Origin of the sequence: Fredinandcohnia onubensis (genome assembly GCF_002734215.1) — a bacterium.
Taxonomy (GTDB): domain Bacteria; phylum Bacillota; class Bacilli; order Bacillales; family Bacillaceae_L; genus Ferdinandcohnia; species Ferdinandcohnia onubensis.
In genome coordinates this window covers 177,524-194,352 of the sequence record NZ_NSEB01000023.1, presented here as the reverse complement: position 1 = coordinate 194,352, position 16,829 = coordinate 177,524, and the positions used below count along the sequence as shown (strand labels likewise).

The window sequence follows — 16,829 nt, the reverse complement described above, 5'->3', positions numbered from 1 at the left end:
TTAGAGAGTTTCATACTGCCACTTTATTAAATAACCTCTAACTTACTTGATGTTTTTTTTAGTACATCTATCATTTGATTTATATCTAATACTTTTTCATTTAAATTTAAGGTATTACTTAATCGACTGATATGAGGCTGTTTTAACATTGCTTCTTCCAAGACACCATGATTCCAGAAAATTTCTTGCTTATGATTATCCTCAACTACTCTCTTATTTGCCATCACGATGACACGTTCAAAGTTATTCACGACAAATTCCATATCATGTGTAATGGTAATAATCGTCTTCCCTTCTTGAACTAATGAATCAATAATGGAACCTAATCTTTGAATTGCGAGAGAGTCTTGACCAGCTGTTGGCTCATCTAAGATAATCGTGTCTGTATCCATCGCAATCACCGAGGCAATTGTGACAAACTTTTTCAAGGAATAAGGTAAATTATATGGATGTATATTTAACAATGGCACAATCCCTGTCAACTCTGCAGCCTTCATTACATTTTCTTCGATCTGCTGCTCAGAAAACCCAAGGTTTTTAGGCCCAAACCTAATTTCACTTTTTACATTTTCGTGAAAAATTTGATCATCAGGATTTTGAAAGACATAACCTACCTTTTTAGAAATTTGAGCAGTTGTATAATCTTTTGTATTTAAGCCATCGATGATCACATCACCTTGCGTTGGCTTTATTAATCCATTCATCATTTTCACTGTTGTTGTTTTCCCAGCACCATTTTGTCCAATTATGGCTACCGATTCACCCTTTTCGAAAGTCATGCTGACATTTTCAACAGCTTTAAAACCATTGGGATAACAATAGGTAACGTCATTTAAAGTTAAAAAGCTCATGATTTCACCCCTTGTAATTCCATCCATTGTTTCATCACTTGAACGGAGTCTCTTTCAGTAATTGGTATTCTTTCTGTATGCATATTGTGTTTTCTCATTTGTAAATCTAATAGTGTATATTGGGTTAATCCTACACCATAGTCCTGTGTATCTTCTTCAGAAAGCACATCTTCCGTTCTTCCTTGTCTTTTAATATGTCCATCCTGAAGAACGATCACATAGTCTGCATACTCAGCAATTAATTCGATTTTGTGCTCTACTAATATAATTGTTTTTCCTTTTTTCTTCATAATATCGATTGCTTTAAATATTTCCTCCGTACCTTGTGGATCCAATTGTGATGTTGGTTCATCAAAAATGAGAATATCTGGCTCCATTACGATAATCGATGCTAAAGCCACTCTTTGTTTTTGTCCACCTGATAGCTCATTCGGGTTCTTGTGTTGGATATACTCAATACCAAGCAAACTAATGATGCCTTGAACCTTCTGTTTAATAACACTAACTTCAACACCTAGATTCTCCAGTCCAAAAGCGATCTCATCAAAAACAGTTTCCTTCACACCACTGATTTGGGTAAAAGGATTTTGGAAAACAAACCCCACCTTCTGTGCAAGATCACTTGTATCCCAATCACTAACATCCTTACCGTCAATCAGCACTTCTCCACTTCTATCTCCCTTAAAAAAATGTGGAATAAAACCTCGAATTACATTACAAAGTGTTGTCTTTCCCCCGCCATTAACACCAATGAAGGCATAAAACTTTCCGCTTTCTATTGAAAGATTAATATCATGCAAAACCTTTTCACTACCAGTAGGGTACTTGTAAGATAGATTTCTGATCTCTATTCCACTCATAAGAAAAACCTCCAGATCAAGATGGAAACCAATAAAATTAATAATATAGCTCTTACTAAATTATCACTCTTAGTCTTTTCCAATTGGTGTAAACTGGTCTTTTTGGTCCGGGCTGTAAAAGCCCTAGATTCTAAAGTGATAGCTTTCTCATCTGTGCTTGAAAATGATGATAATATCAGTGGGGTTAATGCCGGGATAAATGCTTTCATTCGTATACTAAGATTTCCTTCAGTTTCAACACCGCGAGTTCTTTGTGCATCCATAATTCGTAATAAATGCAGCCTCATCTCTGGAATAATATTAAGTGCGGATGAAAGTACATAGGTAGCTTTTGGCGAAACTCCTAATATTTCTAAAGAACGGGATAAATCATTAATTTTTGTAATCTGGAAAAATAAAACAATTGCTGATCCCACCGCTAATATTTTGGATGTTAATTGTAAACTAAAATCAATTCCTTCTTGTTTAATGGAGAATATGCTCCATGACCATAATATGGTATCTCCTGGATAGAAAAATGATTGCAAAAGAAAAATCATGACAACAATCGATATCAATCCCTTAAAGACGATGTCGACATATAGCTTTGTTTTTCCAGCTACCATAGCAATTATTAAGCACAAAACGGGGGCCAAATATGAATATATATAACCTGGTAACAGTAATGGAGTTATCATCAAAAAGACAGCAACAAAGAATTTAGTAGTTGGATAAAGATTTAGAATAAAGCTTCTTAGTTTTTCCATATGTGTATCTCCCCTTTCATATTAAGGTTCATTTTTTCGCTGATTCATGGCAAAAAATTGGGCTAATACTCTCAAGCCCTCTTATTTACCTAAAATATATATAAGGATTGTAGAAACACGACATAATGGGGTGAGTGATGCAGTGAAAGCGCAGTTATCGACAGTTTCACCCCATGCCTTTATGAAATTCTTTTAAGCTCCAAGTTTATTATTATTGTTGTTATTAATATATAGGTGACCATAGTTTTGTTTAGATAGATATTGATCTGACATCTTCCGAACAATCATATAGGCAACCATTATCGAAAGGATTTTATCAATACTTTCAACAAATATCTTTTGAGTAATAACCGCTGTCCATATTTCTTTACCTGAAGCTAAAAGTACAGCAGTGATGGTATCTGATCCAGTTCCAGAAGCTCCACCAAATACAATAACAGTTGTCGGGGTCGCGATTAATATCGCAACAATTGCCACAATAAAACCCGTTATACCAACCTTCCAAACATTTTTTGTCATCCCCTTTTTTGCCATGAGACCCACAACAATTCCTGAAGCCATAGCAACCGGCATAAACGCCAACTGAGTAGGGTTGAATATCCCAAATATTAGTTTTGAGACCCCTCCTGTTACTGCACCAACCCAAGGACCAGCTACCATCGCAACAATCATCGTGCCAATTTGATTTAAGAAGAGAGGGATTTTTAGTAATTCAACCAATTCCCCTGCAACTACATTGACTGCAACACCAATGGGAATGAGCAAAATGGCAATAAGTGTAAAATCTTTTTTTATACTTTTCATATTTCGTCCTCCTTTTTATATGGGTTTTACAGAGTTTTATTTTCTTCAAGAATTACATGCTCATTAGTAGAATCCAATCTACTACTAGCTTTTTTCTCCCCCAAATTATGATGAATTTTTTCATACATTTTGGTGAAGTATGGTTCATATTCATTCGCCAATTGAAGGCTTGCTCTACTTTTTTCAGCAAGGGATTCATATATTTCTTTTACTGATTGCAGGACCGCCTCTTCATCAAATGAAGTAATTTTACGATTCTTAAGGACCCATTCTCCCTTGACCATTACCGATTCTATTGAACTTCCATTCTCGTAATACACAAGCTGAGAGATGAGATCTGCATTCATAGCCAAAGCAGGTGATTTTTTGGTTAATAAAACTAGATCCGCTTCATAACCTTGTTTAATTTTCCCTCGCTTTTTCTCTTCACCTAGTAAGTATGCTCCGCCAATTGTAGCCATTTTAAGCACATCTACTGGTTTCAGCCATTCGTGGAAGTTAGATTGTTCTTGTCGACTATGCATAACAGCTATCCTCATTGCTTCAAAAAGGTTATGAGAGATCCCACAATTGGAGGAGTCTGTTCCCAAGGCTACATTAATCCCTTTTTGGAGATAGGATGAAATTTTTGCTCTCCCACTTCCAAGCATCATATTACTAACCGGATTATGAACTAGTGAAACACCATGCCTCGCTAAAATGTTTATCTCATCATCTTCAAGCCAGATAGAATGGGGAGTGGACAGTCGTTTTGAGAGCAATTGCTGCTCTTGTAGTCTGCCTATTATTCCACCCGAAAACGTAGTATCACCGATTTCCTTTTGAATTTTCGTTTCCAAAAGATGCGTATGAACATATGCTCCATGTTGATCACTTAATTCTTTACTTAACGCAAGCATTTCCTCCGAACATCGCTGCGGTGCATTTGGACCTATTAAAATTTGAATTCTACTATTCTTATCGTGCCACTTGTTAATTAGAGATATATAAAACGCTCTCATTTCTTCAACTGATATTGGTGGCGTTTCATCAAGTTTCCTCTTCATTTCTATTGGTAACTCAACTGGAAGAAAATGATGATCCGGTACATCATGCATCATTGGTGCAAATCCAACTCTGATTGATGAAGCCTCATATGCTTTAAGTGCTGCTTCTGATCTTTTTATATGTGGAAAATGGTCAATACAACTAGTAACACCACTTTTGATCATGTCTATTAAACCTAAAAGCACCGCATTGTATATATCTTCATCATCAAGCGAATAGCCATATGCCGTTGTATATAGAGACCATATTTCTAATGGAAAATCGCTAGTTGTCCCTCTCAATAGATTCGAATAGGAGTGATAATGTGCATTTGTCATACCAGGCATTACAAGCATTTCAGACCCATCGATTGTTTCATTGGCCTGAATTGTTGGTTCACTCCCAAAGTTGTGTGGGATAACTTCTTTTATGAACCCTTCTTCAACCAAAATGCTGCCCTGGATGATACTTGCATGATCGTCCATCGTAATAATTGTGGCGTTTTTAATGAGAGTCGACATTATGCCACCCCTTTTTAGAACTTATCTAATAAAATGAATAAAGACGAAAATTTGGGTTTGTTACTGCTTTTTGAAAATTTTAAGATCAATTTATTTATAAGGCTCGACATATTGTGTTTCTAAAGTAGAAATACGTTCGGCAAAACGTTTCGCCACACTCTCTCCGTCAACATCCATTAGGATCAAGGTATTGTGTTCTGAATGACCCCACTGTCCCGTAAACTCAACGACAGTCTGACCAGCTGTACGTTCCCCCGCTGTCTCAATAGAAACAAAGGCCGACTGTACTTTGAAGAGTTCAGGCCAAAGCGCATAGGCAACTGCTGGTACGTCATTAAAATAAACACCTGTCTCCGTTTCTGAAGTTTGCTTGGCGGCAATATATGCCTTACGTCGGAATTCAGCCGCCTCTAGGAGGAAAGCTCCTGGACGAGTATTCGTAACCCTAATGCGTTCAAGATTTTCTTGTGAAATTCGCACCTTTGTACATACATCTAGACCTACCTGAACAATTGGCGCACCGGATTCATACATAACTCTTGCAGCCTCAGGATCACTTGCTAAGTTAAAGGACGCAACAGGGGAATAGTTTCCGGCAACACGGACTGCACCACCCATAACAATGATTCTTTTCACCTTCTCTGCTAGACTAGGGTCTATTGAGAGAGCAAGAGCAACATTGGTTACTGGTCCCAACGCTAAAATAGTGATTTCATTTGGTGCTTCGTTACAGCGCCTTACAATCTCCATTGCTGCATACTCACTCGCCTCAGATACAGTAGGGCTTGGGGCCTCTACGCCACCAAAACCATTGTTGCCGTGAATGTGCTTGGCAAAGTATGGTTGACGTATGAGAGGTTTGCTAGCTCCACGGTAAACAGGAATATCAGTTCTACCTGCTAATTCAAGTAATGAAAGCGCATTATGCGTTGCAGTTTCCACCTCAATATTTCCATATACTGTTGTCAAAGCTTCGACACGTAGCTCCGGGGACGCGAGCGCAAGATAGATTGCGGCAAGGTCGTCGACACCCGGATCAGTGTCAATAATTACTCGTTCCACCATAATTTATAATCCTCCCCTTACATAATTTAAAATTTTGCCACTCTATTTATAGTAAAAATAAAGTAGGATGCATTAGTACCAAACTCTAATTAGAGTAAGGTTTCGGTTTGTATAAGGGGCCAAAAGTGGCCCCAAAACCTTCAAACTCTGATTCTATTAAAACCGTGTACTACTAAACCAATTGAGCGTTTCTTTCTTTATCTACACCTTCGCAGAAGCGACGTGTTTTGTCCTCATCTACTGGGTTCGTCATGATATCATCAATTTTTGCCCCATATCCAAAGACTGCCCCATCCGCATATTTTAGTAGGTGGGCAGTTTCAACCTTCATTCCACTGCCGATAATGATTGGAACATCAGGGACTGCATTCCTTACTGCCTCTAAATTCTCAATTGAAGGAGGTTGAGCTGATTCCTCTCCGGCAAGGATGATAGCGTCTGCCATTCCACGATAAGCTGTATCACGAGCCAAGACATCTATAGGTCGAGCCGCTAATGGAGCCGCATGTTTTGTTTGAATGTCAGCGAAAATCTTGACTTTGTTCTCTAAACCAAGAAATTTTCTATATCTCGCTACTAAGTGCGCTGTACCGTTGATAAGACCTTGGTCAGTTACATACGCATCCGTTAGGACATTGAGTCTAATAAAATCTGCTCCAACTGTTCCTGCAACTGCTAGCGCAGATTTCCAAGAGTTTCGTAGAATATTAATTCCCATTGGAAGTTTCACTTCGCGGCGAATTTCGTGCGCAATCAAAGTCATCGCTGCTACTGTTTCAGGTTCCTCTGTTTCTGGGTAAAATGGGTAGTCATTAAAGTTTTCTACCATTACAGAGCTAGCTCCGCCCTTTTCAAGACTTTTTGCATCACGGATTGCTGCTTCTAATACTCGCTCGATATTTCCATCATATAGGGGTGATCCAGGTAATGGACCTAAATGAACCATTCCTAATACTGGTTTTTCTACACCAAAAATATTTGTAAATGACGTTTTCATAACAAATTCCTCCTTATTATTTGTAAATTTATAATTTAGACCGAAGCAATTAGGAACTATTTACTACTTAACTAATAAAGATGTTCTTTCTCTTTCTACACCTTCGCAGAAGCGACGTGTTTTGTCCTCGTCAACTGGGTTCGTCATGATATCGTCAATTTTCGCCCCATATCCAAAGACAGCCCCATCCGCATATTTGAGTAAATGAGCAGTTTCAACTTTCATTCCACTGCCGATAATGATTGGAACATCAGGAACCGCAGCCCTAACTGCCTCTAAATTCTCAATTGAAGGTGGTTGAGCTGATTCTTCACCCGCAAGAATGATAGCGTCTGCCATTCCACGATAGGCTGTATCACGAGCCAAGACATCTATAGGTCGAGCCGCTAAAGGAGCTGCATGTTTTGTTTGAATGTCAGCAAAAATCCTAACTTTATTCTCCAAACCAAGAAATTTTCGATATCTTGCAACTAAGTGCGCTGTACCGTTGATAAGACCTTGGTCAGTTACATACGCATCTGTTAGGACGTTAAGTCTAATAAAATCAGCCCCCACTGTTCCAGCAACCGCTAGCGCAGATTTCCAAGAGTTTCGTAGAATATTAATTCCCATTGGAAGCTTCACTTCCCGGCGAATTTCGTGTGCAATCAAAGTCATCGCTGCTACTGTTTCAGGTTCCTCTGTTTCTGGGTAAAATGGGTAGTCATTAAAGTTTTCTACCATAACAGAACTAGCTCCACCCTTTTCAAGACTTTTTGCATCACGGATTGCTGCTTCTAATACTCGCTCGATATTTCCATCATATAGGGGGGATCCAGGTAGTGGACCTAAATGAACCATTCCTAATACTGGTTTTTCTACACCGAAAATATTTGTAAATGACGTTTTCATAACATTTTCCTCCTCATTTTTCATATCTATTATTTTCATGTATTTAACATGGTTGACTGCTGGTATACTGAGTGAAGTCCCAATCATTTGCTCATTTCTATGAATCTTCTAGAAGTTAATGCTGTATCTCATACGGGTACGCATTTATTCTTTGCTCCCGGTAGGTACCATATCTAATTCGATTTCATCGATAGAGAGTGCAACATCAGCATCCATACTCGGTGCCCGAAGCTGAGAAGTGAGTCCACCATCAATAGCTAAGACATGGCCTGTGATGTAAGAAGCTTCCGGTGATGCTAAGAAGCGAACACCTTGACCAACGTCTTTAGGCATTCCGAGTCTACCAAGCGGAATGAGATTGTCTGGCGAGGACTCTTCTCCAACTGCTGTTCGATTTTCAACCCAGATAGCACCTGGCATCACGGCATTCACACGGATTTTCCATGGAGCTAGATCAAGTGCCATTGCTCGTGTAGCCGCCTCTATTGCACCTTTCGTAGCGTCGTAAGCGACACGATTTCGATGTGCGCGTGTAGCTCCACCTGAACTCATATTAATAATGACCCCGCCCTCACCTTGGTGAACCATTGCTTTTGCTGCCATTTGGCTACAGTGGTAAAGACCATTAACGTGTATATTCATTAGGTTTTCCCACATAGCGTAGTCAGTTTTTAAAAAGTGTCTTTCTGAGAGTGGACCGTGACCAATGCCTGCATTATTAACGAGCACATCTATACCGCCTTGGAAATGGTGAGCCTCCTCAAAAAGCCTTTTTACATCGTCACTTGAAGCTACATCCGTATATACGAATAGACCTTGGCCACCAGATTCGATGATTTCCTGCACACAACGCTCACCCGCGTCAGCGTCAATATCAGCAATGACTACCGATGCACCTATTTCAGCGAAAGCTAGGGCGATTCCTCGGCCGAGTCCCTTTGAGCCACCGGTCACTATAACACGTTGTTTTTTCTTATCACTCAATTGTTTTCACACCCCATCTAATTTCAGTTTTTTATTCCGTTAGGGTAAAATTCTGCCGACAAACGACTTACTTGATACTCAATCATCTCTATTTCTACTGAATTTAAATAAAACGCTAAAACTGCAAATTTACAAGACACCAATATGTAAACCCTTTCATTATATTTACTTAACCACCCCCTTAAATTTAAAGAAGTTTGGTAATCTTATTTTGTATGTTTAGCTAACATTGTTTCCTCAGCCAATTCTATAGTTGTATAATCCTCTAATGTATCGGAAACCCAGTATTGTAAATCTACTTCCCTTTTATTGAGATAAATAGGTTCCCCATTAACAAGTTTCATAGGTATATCGTGTCCAGGTATTAAAATACTGTTCTTCTTTTCTTTCCACATACTCCATAAATAATCAATTGAATTTTGGCTATCTGAGAGATTTAGCGTCATATCTACATTCCTTGATAAAAGCTCAGCCCTATTTTTAGCGGCATCCCCACTAAATATCAAATCATAATCACCATTGTTTACGCTGTATGCCAAATGACCTGGTGAATGTCCTTTAGTTTGATGCGCAACAATTCCAGGAACAATTTCTTCAAGATGGTCGACTAACCTTATTTGTGTGGAAGAATTCAATTCCTTAACATACAATTCAGGTACATGCCACCCTCCAGGTGGTTCATTTAATGCCCAATTCATATCCACTCGCCCCACTACAATGGTTGCGTTAGGAAATAATGTCCAATTCACACAATGATCCCAATGCGTATGGGTCAATAAAACCATAGAAATATCACTTGGAGACAAACCTTTGTCTCGTAACTTATCTAATATTAGTGGCCTGACTCCGAAACTGCCGACATCAATAATAATATTTTGATCATTGTGGGACAACAAGGTAACTGTACTCCATCCAAGCCCCCCATGGGTTGAGGACTTTCCGGGAAATCCTTGAATAAATATGTTATAGTCGAACATTACTATCCCCTTTCTCCTTAGTAATAAAGTTATACACCTTGAAAAACTAGCAAGAGATTGAATTAAGAAATGTTTTTTAAAAAGTAAATGTTATCTTTTAATGAAGATTAATACTAAAATTTCAGGATTGAACTATGTCAGTAAATGAATAAGTAAATAGTCCTTTAGGACTATTTCTGGAAACGTTTCCAGAAAAAAACCCACCTCCAACCAATTCATTATTGAAACTTATGATTTGCATAATTGAGGAAAAATGAAAAACTGTTTGTTATAGATTCATGAAGGTGTCTATACATGTGAGGTTTCTTCTGCAGTTGTTTAATTGCACATATGCATTGATTGTTTATTTGGGTAAATATTAAAAATTTTATCTCGCTAACAAAAAAATGATTTAAATAAGTGGAAACGTTTCCACTTATTTAAATCAAATTATACATACTTAATAGACCACTTTCAAGACTTTTTTGAAAATTTATAAAATTATATTAATATAAAAATTAACTTCGATTCTATCAATATTATTCCGAATTTTTTCACTCGATCACTCACTTTACCTCTACTTCCATAGTTGATTCCCTTACAATAAGAGTTGGATAAAATAGAACCGTTTCTTTATTTATTTGCTTTTCCTTGATTGTTTTAACAATGATTTCTATTGCCCTTTGACCCATTTCTTTAATAGGTGTACGAATGGTTGTAAGCATAGGAGACAAAATTTCTGCATATTGGGAATCATCAAAACCAACAACAGATAATTGTTCGGGAATATTAATATTAAGTTTCCTAGCAGCTTTAAAGATCCCTACAGCAATGCTGTCGCTTCCCGCAAAGATTGCTGTAGGTCTATTATTTTTTTGTAATAATTTCAATGCATTTTTGTACCCGCTTTCAATATAGAACTTGTCAAAAATAACAAATTCGTCATTTATAGGAACTCCACTTTCATTCAATGCTAATTTGTACCCTTGGTGCCTTTCAATTGACGCGTAAGATTCAAAGTCCCCACCAATAAATGCAATATCCTTATGCCCTAATTCTAGAAGATGTCTCATCGCTTTAAGTGCCCCATCAACATTATCAACTACTATTTCATTAAGAATTAAGTTCGGAAATTTGCCTCCTAATATAGCAATAGGAAGTTCAGGATACCTTTGCTTCAATTCTTTAATATTTTCATTATCTACTTCTGGAGATGAAAAAATAATCCCATCGACTCCCTTAGCAATCAATAGGTGTATATACTCTGCTTCTTTTTGTAAATTGTTATCAGTATTACATAAAAAAATGTTAAAGCCATGACTATTTGCACAATCTTCTACAGCTCTAGTCAAATCTGAATAAAAAATATTTTTTATGTCAGGTATGATTAAACCAAGAGTTAATGTTTGTTTCTTAATCATTGCAGCAGCTACCAAACTCCCTTGATAATTAAGTTTCTTAACTGCATTAAGAACCTTTTCTCTCGTTTTTTCACTTGTATACCCACTCTTATTAAGTACTCTCGATACAGTAGAAATTGATACTCTAGCTTCTTTAGCAACATCCTTTATTGTTACCATCACAACACATCCTCGTGGAAACGTTTCCTCATATTTTTTCATATCTATTATAATATATAATTCTACAAACTTTGTCGTTTTCCTTTTATTGCAAAAAGAACCATCGGATATAAATAATGGTTCTTCTTAGGAATTTGTATTATATTAAGACAATTTACATCCCCTGCAACTCATTCACAGTCACAAACCTGTACCCCTCATCCTTAAGTGATTGGATGATTCCCTCAATTTCGGCTAAAACTTTATCGCTATCTTCATACATAGGGTGCATCAAGATGATAGAACCCGGGATTATTTGTTCTTTGACATACTGTATTCGATCATCTGTATCGGTGTAAAAGGTATCCGGTTCAATATTCATGGTGATTGTGTCTTTCTTTTGCTTGTAGAGATAGTAAGGTAATCCAACGAGCTTTTTACTGTTTGGTGGGCGGAAGTCAATTTCTCCTTCATACCCTGCTGTACGGATCAGTTCATCTGTTTTTTCAATTTCCTCTTTGATAAAGGATGGAGATTTGAAAATCATGCGGTTATGGGAATACGTATGATTCCCAAGCTGATGCCCAGCTTCAGCAATTTTCTTCGCTTCCTCTTGATATTTCTCGATATCTTGCCCAATTAAAAAGAATGTTGCCTCCACATCATATTTATCCAAAAGCGGTAGGATTTCGTTCACATTTTCAGTCGGTCCATCGTCAAATGTCAATGCAACTACCTTTTGATCAGTCTCAACATGCTGCGTAAGCCCGCCAAATAATTGGAATGACCTTGAGTTCATTAACTTGTAGCTGCCGAATAAAGCAAGAAAAATAATGATAATAACGAATCCACTAATTGCTAGTTTTCTTTTCATCGTTAACTTCCTTTTCATTTTATTGAACTTCTATTATAGTAAAATTAACAGGATAATAGAAACCATAATTTGGAATAGGAGATCTTCTATGTTTAAAAAGTTTGTAAAATCATTTATTGAAAAAGGCAATGTGATTCGATTTGAGTTAGATGATTGGTACAAATGGTACAAAGAACCCGAGAAGTTTCACGAAGCAGTTGTTGAATACCTCACACAGGAAGGAAAAAAAGTTGAGACGCTTTCGATCATAAAAAACATAACGAGTAATAAAGTCTCGGAGTTACTCATTGATGGGGTAAAATATGAACTTACTGTTCTCGCCGGAAGTATAGCTGCGACTGCGCAAACTGTGGTTTTAAGGAAAATTGATTAAGCAAAGAGTTGTAAGCGGACCGCGGGGACGGTTCTTAAAAGGGACCAAAAGAACCGTCCCCGTGGTTCTCTGGAACATAAAAAAGGGATATACCGAAATCGGTATATCCCTTATCTTTTTAAACGCAAGTATTAAGCTTTACGAACGTTAGATGCTTGTGGACCACGTTGTCCTTGTTCAACATCAAATGTTACACTTTGACCTTCGTCTAAAGATTTGAAACCTTCGCCTTGGATTGCTGAGAAATGTACGAATACGTCTTCTCCGCCTTCACGCTCGATGAATCCAAAACCTTTTTCTGAATTAAACCATTTAACTTTACCTTGTTCCATGTAAATTGCCTCCTAGTGTGATTGCCACACATTTTGTTACTATCCTTGTTCGAATACCTTAGACGAAAAACAAAATGAATCTTTAATCTGAATATGAACAAAAATAATTCTTCCTTAGAATAACAGATATAAAAGAAAATAGCAAATGTTATTATGAAATGTTTTTTTACAGGTCTTTATAATCGATTATTACCAGCCAAAAATTAGGTACTTCCCGAACAAGAAGTACCCAATTTAGTCAATATACTTTCAGCCCTAATTATAAGACAGTGCACTTATGTTCCCTGTTACATCAATTTCAAATCCTAGGTCTTTTAACATTCTATGGTCAACCGAGCCTTCTTGGCCAACAGTTGTGAGATAATCTCCTACAAAGATTGAGTTTGCTGCATAGAGGCCAAGTGGTTGAATGCTTCGAAGATTTACTTCTCTTCCTCCTGAGATGCGTATTTCCTTTGTTGGATTGATAAAGCGCATGAGGCACAGTACCTTCAGGCAATATCGTGGATTCAGTTCGTTTGTCCCCTCTAAAGGTGTTCCATCAATCGCATGCAAGAAATTGACTGGAATGGAATCAGCATCTAAGACGCGTAAGCTTTTTGCCATATCGACAACATCTTGCTTTGATTCTCTCATTCCCACAATTACTCCTGAACAAGGTGAGATACCCTGCTCTTTAATGGTTTCCACGGTATTAACCCGATCTTGATAGGTATGTGAGGTTGTAATACTTTCATGGTGATTTTCAGATGTATTAATGTTGTGATTATACCGATCAACACCCGCGTCTTTTAGTTTTTTTGCTTGTTCCGATTTTAAGATTCCTAGACAAGCACAAATTTTCAAATTATATTTTTCTTTGATTTCATTTATGGCAGATACAACGTGATCCACTTCCTTGTTACTTGGTCCGCGTCCACTTGCTACGATACAATAGGTGCCAACTTGCATTTGATGAGCTTTTTCAGCCCCTTTCAAAATTTCTTCCTTATCCATCATTCGATATTTTTCAATCGGTGCAGTTGAAATACTTGATTGTGAGCAGTACCCGCAATTTTCCGGACATAGCCCAGATTTTGTATTAATAATCATATTTAACTTCACCTTATTACCATAGTAATGATGACGAATCACGTAAGCACCATGAAGCAACTCTAATATTTCTTCATCTGGAGAGTTTAAGATATCTAACGCCTCATCATTTCTTAATTCATAGCCATCGATCACCTTTAACGCTAATTGCTTCCATTTACTCATCTATTTTCTCCTCCACCTTTTTTAATTAACTGACTTTTTCAAACTTGCAAAATAACCCCGACTAGCCAATGTCCGTTCAAAGCGATGCGCAAATATCCCTGCTCCAATCGCGAGGACGATATCTTTTGGTAACGGGACAATCATCCACAACCATGCCATCGAATACGTAAATCCTTCTGGTGCCGCCGCCCATAATTGATAGGAAAAATACATCCAGTTCGTTCCGAAAAGATAATTAATGGACATCCCAATGAGTGATGCAATGATGTATGTATGAAGCGCCTTTTTCTTTTCGATCATGATTCCTGTTATATATGCCGTAAAAATAAATGAAACAATAAAACCAAATGTCGGACTCAATAAATGAGTAAATCCTCCGCTAAACTTAGCAAACACAGGAACCCCTACTAAGCCTACAAATGCATACACACACATGCTAATCGCACCAAGACGACTACCTAAAATCGCACCCGCCAAGATGGCGAAAAAGGTTTGCAATGTGATTGGCACACCGCCAACAACCATAAATGGCGCAATCGATGTAATATTGGCTCCGATTGCCATTAACGCTACAAACATTCCTACCAAACTAATATCAATCGTTGATAACTTCCTTTTCAATTCTTTAGCCTCCTTCTTTTATCTATATAATTAAAATAATGAGAAAATGGTTTATTTGTCAACCTGTTTTTATATTAAGTTAACATATAAAATATAAAAATAGGAGTCTCTAAAGATGAGACTCCTTAAAAAATAGACTAGCTTCGGCAAATAATTAGTAAACTCTAAACGTTGTAGAACCCGTACTACTTGAATATCCACTCTTCGAAGCAGTTGCGTCCAATTTGTATGTTCCAGTTGCTGTGTAATAGTTTGTGCCGATCGACCAGGTTGCTACACCTGACGAATTGGTTGTTGCAGTTGATGTTACCGTTGTTCCATTTGGTCGTGTGATTTTAAAATTCACAGATGCATTTGCAAGCGCAGCTCCATTTGAATCTTTTACTGTACTTGTGACATAAACGGTTTCTCCACGATAATAGTAGCTGTAGTTTGTCGATACAGTTGTAACTGTTTCAGTTGATGATGGTGGTGGAGGTGTTGTTCCGCCGCCCCCAGAAGCCGCTACAACCGCTGCATGGGCATCAACAATTCCATACCCGTATTGCGTGGAGCTACCAGCCGCTTGTGCTGTATCACGTAAAATTTGTCTAGCTTGTGAGACTGAAATATTCGGATTCGCCGCTCTAATTAATCCCGCTACGCCAGCCACATGTGGAGTCGCCATTGATGTACCTGATAAGGTTGTATAGCGACTATTAGGATAGGTGCTGTAAATATTCGAGCCTGGTGCCATAAGCTCTAAGCCAGATCCATAGTTTGAAAAGCTTGAACGTGTTCGGTTCGATGTAACGGATCCAACCGCGATTACACTACTATAAGCCGCTGGATACGAAATACTCGATGCCCCGTCATTACCAGAAGCTGCTACAACAATCGTTCCTTGCGATGTGGCAGTTTGTACCGCCTCATCCATGCTTTGATTATAACCTCCGCCTCCAAGAGACATATTGATGACATCTGCATCAATATTGGCTGCATATAAAATTCCTTGTGTGATTCCGTATAAGGAACCTGACCCATCATCACCAAGAACCTTCACTGGAATAAGCGTTGCATTTTGCATGACTCCAGAAACTGATCCATAGCTTGCAATCGTTCCAGCAACGTGAGTTCCATGACCTTGAACATCCATCGTTGTTCCACCGACGAAGGTTCTTCCCAAGCTCGTGTTCACAAAATTGGCTAGACTAGGGTGGTTATGGTCGATTCCAGTATCCAACACAGCAATTTTTACAGCACTTGAACCATTCGTAACTGTCCATGCTTGTGGAGCCTTAATCATGTCGTAATGCCATTTTTGATTTTGATGAACAGCTTGAATTGTCGCTGTTCCTTCAATGGCCATCATCTTATAATTTTCGGAAATATATCTAACTTTAAACCCAAGATTCATTAACTCTTTACGCAATTCTTTTGTGGCTATATTACTAGATTTGAACTGATCCGGAGAGTATTTGACTAAGTAGACTAAGCCCATTTTCTCGACTACTTTTTTGTTAAAATTTTTATTAAGGAGTGGTTTGACTGAAGTATCTTCAACATGGAGAGTGTCTATGATTGAGAATCCCTTTGCTTTTAACGCATCATCTTGACCTATCAGACTATCTGCACTCTGGATTGTGGAATCCGAATTGCCCTTTTGTTTCGGCTCCACTGAAACGATTAGTTCACCTTCAACAAAGTCTTGGTTCCCTTTTCCCGCATTGTCGGGCTGATTGGCAAAAGATACACCTGCAAACATCGTTAAAACGAGTAAAAGCACAATCGCAAAACTGACTAATTTCTTCATTTACATACCTCCGTTTTTAGTTTTGAAAAATAACTCGTATGATATAAGTCAGTGGCACGCTCCCTTCTATGTATCGTGTATATACAGTTAAAAAGTAAAAAAAGTCGACTAGCGGACCTTATCACTTTTGACTGTCAAGATTATGTATTCTGTGAAATCGATTGATGAGGAATTGTTGAGAAGATGTAAAATGCGTTTGACGTTTGTAAAATTTGAAATGTCCTCTGCCTCCATTACACTACAATTTTCCAGTTGTGACCGTCAATATCTTTTGTAATATTCAGTTATTTACTACCACAAAATATTTTTCACGCCAAACA

The 16,829-nt window shown here is 37.9% G+C and carries 17 protein-coding genes; 1 reads left to right on the top strand and 16 read right to left on the bottom strand.

Going from position 1 to position 16,829, the window contains the following annotated elements; translation table 11 throughout:
• Nucleotides 1–26: 26 nt before the first annotated feature.
• The 12 genes from CKK03_RS22165 to CKK03_RS22110 all read right to left on the bottom strand — a co-directional run bounded on the left by CKK03_RS22165 (nucleotide 27) and on the right by CKK03_RS22110 (nucleotide 12,134).
• Entirely contained in the window at nucleotides 27–851 is an 825-nt protein-coding gene (locus CKK03_RS22165) for an energy-coupling factor ABC transporter ATP-binding protein (protein ID WP_099364674.1), read from the bottom strand.
• Nucleotides 848–1,711: an energy-coupling factor ABC transporter ATP-binding protein gene (locus CKK03_RS22160; RefSeq protein ID WP_099364673.1), complete on the bottom strand. Its 864-nt coding sequence runs from the start codon at nucleotides 1,709–1,711 to the stop codon at nucleotides 848–850. The genes CKK03_RS22165 and CKK03_RS22160 overlap by 4 nt, the downstream gene beginning before the upstream one ends.
• Nucleotides 1,708–2,457 carry an energy-coupling factor transporter transmembrane component T gene (locus CKK03_RS22155; protein WP_099364672.1) on the bottom strand — a complete coding sequence of 250 codons (750 nt, stop codon included), beginning with the start codon at nucleotides 2,455–2,457 and terminating at the stop codon, nucleotides 1,708–1,710. The genes CKK03_RS22160 and CKK03_RS22155 overlap by 4 nt, the downstream gene beginning before the upstream one ends.
• A gap of 192 nt (nucleotides 2,458–2,649) precedes the next feature.
• Nucleotides 2,650–3,261, bottom strand: a complete 612-nt coding sequence (locus CKK03_RS22150) for an ECF transporter S component (RefSeq protein ID WP_099364671.1) — start codon at nucleotides 3,259–3,261, stop codon at nucleotides 2,650–2,652.
• Nucleotides 3,262–3,287: 26 nt separating this feature from the next.
• Entirely contained in the window at nucleotides 3,288–4,808 is a 1,521-nt protein-coding gene (locus CKK03_RS22145; protein WP_099364670.1) for an amidohydrolase family protein, read from the bottom strand.
• 90 nt (nucleotides 4,809–4,898) lie between these two features.
• Complete coding sequence (locus CKK03_RS22140; protein ID WP_099364669.1) at nucleotides 4,899–5,873, bottom strand: nucleoside hydrolase; 975 nt, start codon at nucleotides 5,871–5,873, stop codon at nucleotides 4,899–4,901.
• A gap of 172 nt (nucleotides 5,874–6,045) precedes the next feature.
• Nucleotides 6,046–6,870 carry a BtpA/SgcQ family protein gene (locus tag CKK03_RS22135; RefSeq protein ID WP_099353754.1) on the bottom strand — a complete coding sequence of 275 codons (825 nt, stop codon included), beginning with the start codon at nucleotides 6,868–6,870 and terminating at the stop codon, nucleotides 6,046–6,048.
• A gap of 63 nt (nucleotides 6,871–6,933) precedes the next feature.
• Nucleotides 6,934–7,761, bottom strand: coding sequence for a BtpA/SgcQ family protein (locus CKK03_RS22130; RefSeq protein ID WP_180271359.1), 828 nt, complete (start codon nucleotides 7,759–7,761; stop codon nucleotides 6,934–6,936).
• Nucleotides 7,762–7,905: 144 nt separating this feature from the next.
• A complete protein-coding gene (locus CKK03_RS22125; RefSeq protein WP_099364667.1) occupies nucleotides 7,906–8,745 on the bottom strand; it encodes an SDR family NAD(P)-dependent oxidoreductase in 840 nt (279 codons plus the stop codon).
• A 206-nt stretch (nucleotides 8,746–8,951) separates the two neighbouring features.
• Entirely contained in the window at nucleotides 8,952–9,722 is a 771-nt protein-coding gene (locus CKK03_RS22120; protein WP_099364666.1) for an MBL fold metallo-hydrolase, read from the bottom strand.
• Nucleotides 9,723–10,267: 545 nt separating this feature from the next.
• Nucleotides 10,268–11,281, bottom strand: a complete 1,014-nt coding sequence (locus CKK03_RS22115) for a LacI family DNA-binding transcriptional regulator (RefSeq protein WP_180271358.1) — start codon at nucleotides 11,279–11,281, stop codon at nucleotides 10,268–10,270.
• 154 nt (nucleotides 11,282–11,435) lie between these two features.
• Nucleotides 11,436–12,134 carry a polysaccharide deacetylase family protein gene (locus CKK03_RS22110; protein ID WP_099364664.1) on the bottom strand — a complete coding sequence of 233 codons (699 nt, stop codon included), beginning with the start codon at nucleotides 12,132–12,134 and terminating at the stop codon, nucleotides 11,436–11,438.
• 88 nt (nucleotides 12,135–12,222) lie between these two features.
• Here CKK03_RS22110 and CKK03_RS22105 point away from each other — a divergent pair, with 88 nt between their 5' ends.
• A complete protein-coding gene (locus CKK03_RS22105) occupies nucleotides 12,223–12,507 on the top strand; it encodes a hypothetical protein (protein ID WP_099364663.1) in 285 nt (94 codons plus the stop codon).
• Nucleotides 12,508–12,638: 131 nt separating this feature from the next.
• Here the strand turns inward: CKK03_RS22105 and CKK03_RS22100 are convergent, their stop codons facing one another.
• From CKK03_RS22100 to CKK03_RS22085, 4 genes are all read right to left on the bottom strand, one after another.
• Nucleotides 12,639–12,839 (bottom strand): cold-shock protein, encoded by a 201-nt coding sequence (locus CKK03_RS22100; RefSeq protein WP_099353760.1) that lies wholly within the window; start codon nucleotides 12,837–12,839, stop codon nucleotides 12,639–12,641.
• Nucleotides 12,840–13,094: 255 nt separating this feature from the next.
• Nucleotides 13,095–14,096 carry a biotin synthase BioB gene (gene bioB / locus CKK03_RS22095; RefSeq protein WP_099364662.1) on the bottom strand — a complete coding sequence of 334 codons (1,002 nt, stop codon included), beginning with the start codon at nucleotides 14,094–14,096 and terminating at the stop codon, nucleotides 13,095–13,097.
• 21 nt (nucleotides 14,097–14,117) lie between these two features.
• The gene (locus CKK03_RS22090) at nucleotides 14,118–14,717 is read right to left on the bottom strand and encodes a biotin transporter BioY (protein ID WP_099364661.1); all 600 of its coding nucleotides are present in this window, start codon (nucleotides 14,715–14,717) and stop codon (nucleotides 14,118–14,120) included.
• 154 nt (nucleotides 14,718–14,871) lie between these two features.
• The gene (locus CKK03_RS22085; RefSeq protein WP_099364660.1) at nucleotides 14,872–16,509 is read right to left on the bottom strand and encodes a S8 family peptidase; all 1,638 of its coding nucleotides are present in this window, start codon (nucleotides 16,507–16,509) and stop codon (nucleotides 14,872–14,874) included.
• Nucleotides 16,510–16,829 lie beyond the last annotated feature (320 nt).

Bases quoted from the DNA above. Each gene is read 5' to 3' on its own strand.
- CKK03_RS22165 (WP_099364674.1), bottom strand. From the start codon at position 851: ATGAGCTTTTTAACTTTAAATGACGTTACCTATTGTTATCCCAATGGT.
- CKK03_RS22160 (WP_099364673.1), bottom strand. From the start codon at position 1,711: ATGAGTGGAATAGAGATCAGAAATCTATCTTACAAGTACCCTACTGGT.
- CKK03_RS22155 (WP_099364672.1), bottom strand. From the start codon at position 2,457: ATGGAAAAACTAAGAAGCTTTATTCTAAATCTTTATCCAACTACTAAA.
- CKK03_RS22150 (WP_099364671.1), bottom strand. From the start codon at position 3,261: ATGAAAAGTATAAAAAAAGATTTTACACTTATTGCCATTTTGCTCATT.
- CKK03_RS22145 (WP_099364670.1), bottom strand. From the start codon at position 4,808: ATGTCGACTCTCATTAAAAACGCCACAATTATTACGATGGACGATCAT.
- CKK03_RS22140 (WP_099364669.1), bottom strand. From the start codon at position 5,873: ATGGTGGAACGAGTAATTATTGACACTGATCCGGGTGTCGACGACCTT.
- CKK03_RS22135 (WP_099353754.1), bottom strand. From the start codon at position 6,870: ATGAAAACGTCATTTACAAATATTTTTGGTGTAGAAAAACCAGTATTA.
- CKK03_RS22130 (WP_180271359.1), bottom strand. From the start codon at position 7,761: ATGAAAACGTCATTTACAAATATTTTCGGTGTAGAAAAACCAGTATTA.
- CKK03_RS22120 (WP_099364666.1), bottom strand. From the start codon at position 9,722: ATGTTCGACTATAACATATTTATTCAAGGATTTCCCGGAAAGTCCTCA.
- CKK03_RS22115 (WP_180271358.1), bottom strand. From the start codon at position 11,281: ATGGTAACAATAAAGGATGTTGCTAAAGAAGCTAGAGTATCAATTTCT.
- CKK03_RS22110 (WP_099364664.1), bottom strand. From the start codon at position 12,134: ATGAAAAGAAAACTAGCAATTAGTGGATTCGTTATTATCATTATTTTT.
- CKK03_RS22105 (WP_099364663.1), top strand. From the start codon at position 12,223: ATGTTTAAAAAGTTTGTAAAATCATTTATTGAAAAAGGCAATGTGATT.
- CKK03_RS22100 (WP_099353760.1), bottom strand. From the start codon at position 12,839: ATGGAACAAGGTAAAGTTAAATGGTTTAATTCAGAAAAAGGTTTTGGA.
- bioB (WP_099364662.1), bottom strand. From the start codon at position 14,096: ATGAGTAAATGGAAGCAATTAGCGTTAAAGGTGATCGATGGCTATGAA.
- CKK03_RS22085 (WP_099364660.1), bottom strand. From the start codon at position 16,509: ATGAAGAAATTAGTCAGTTTTGCGATTGTGCTTTTACTCGTTTTAACG.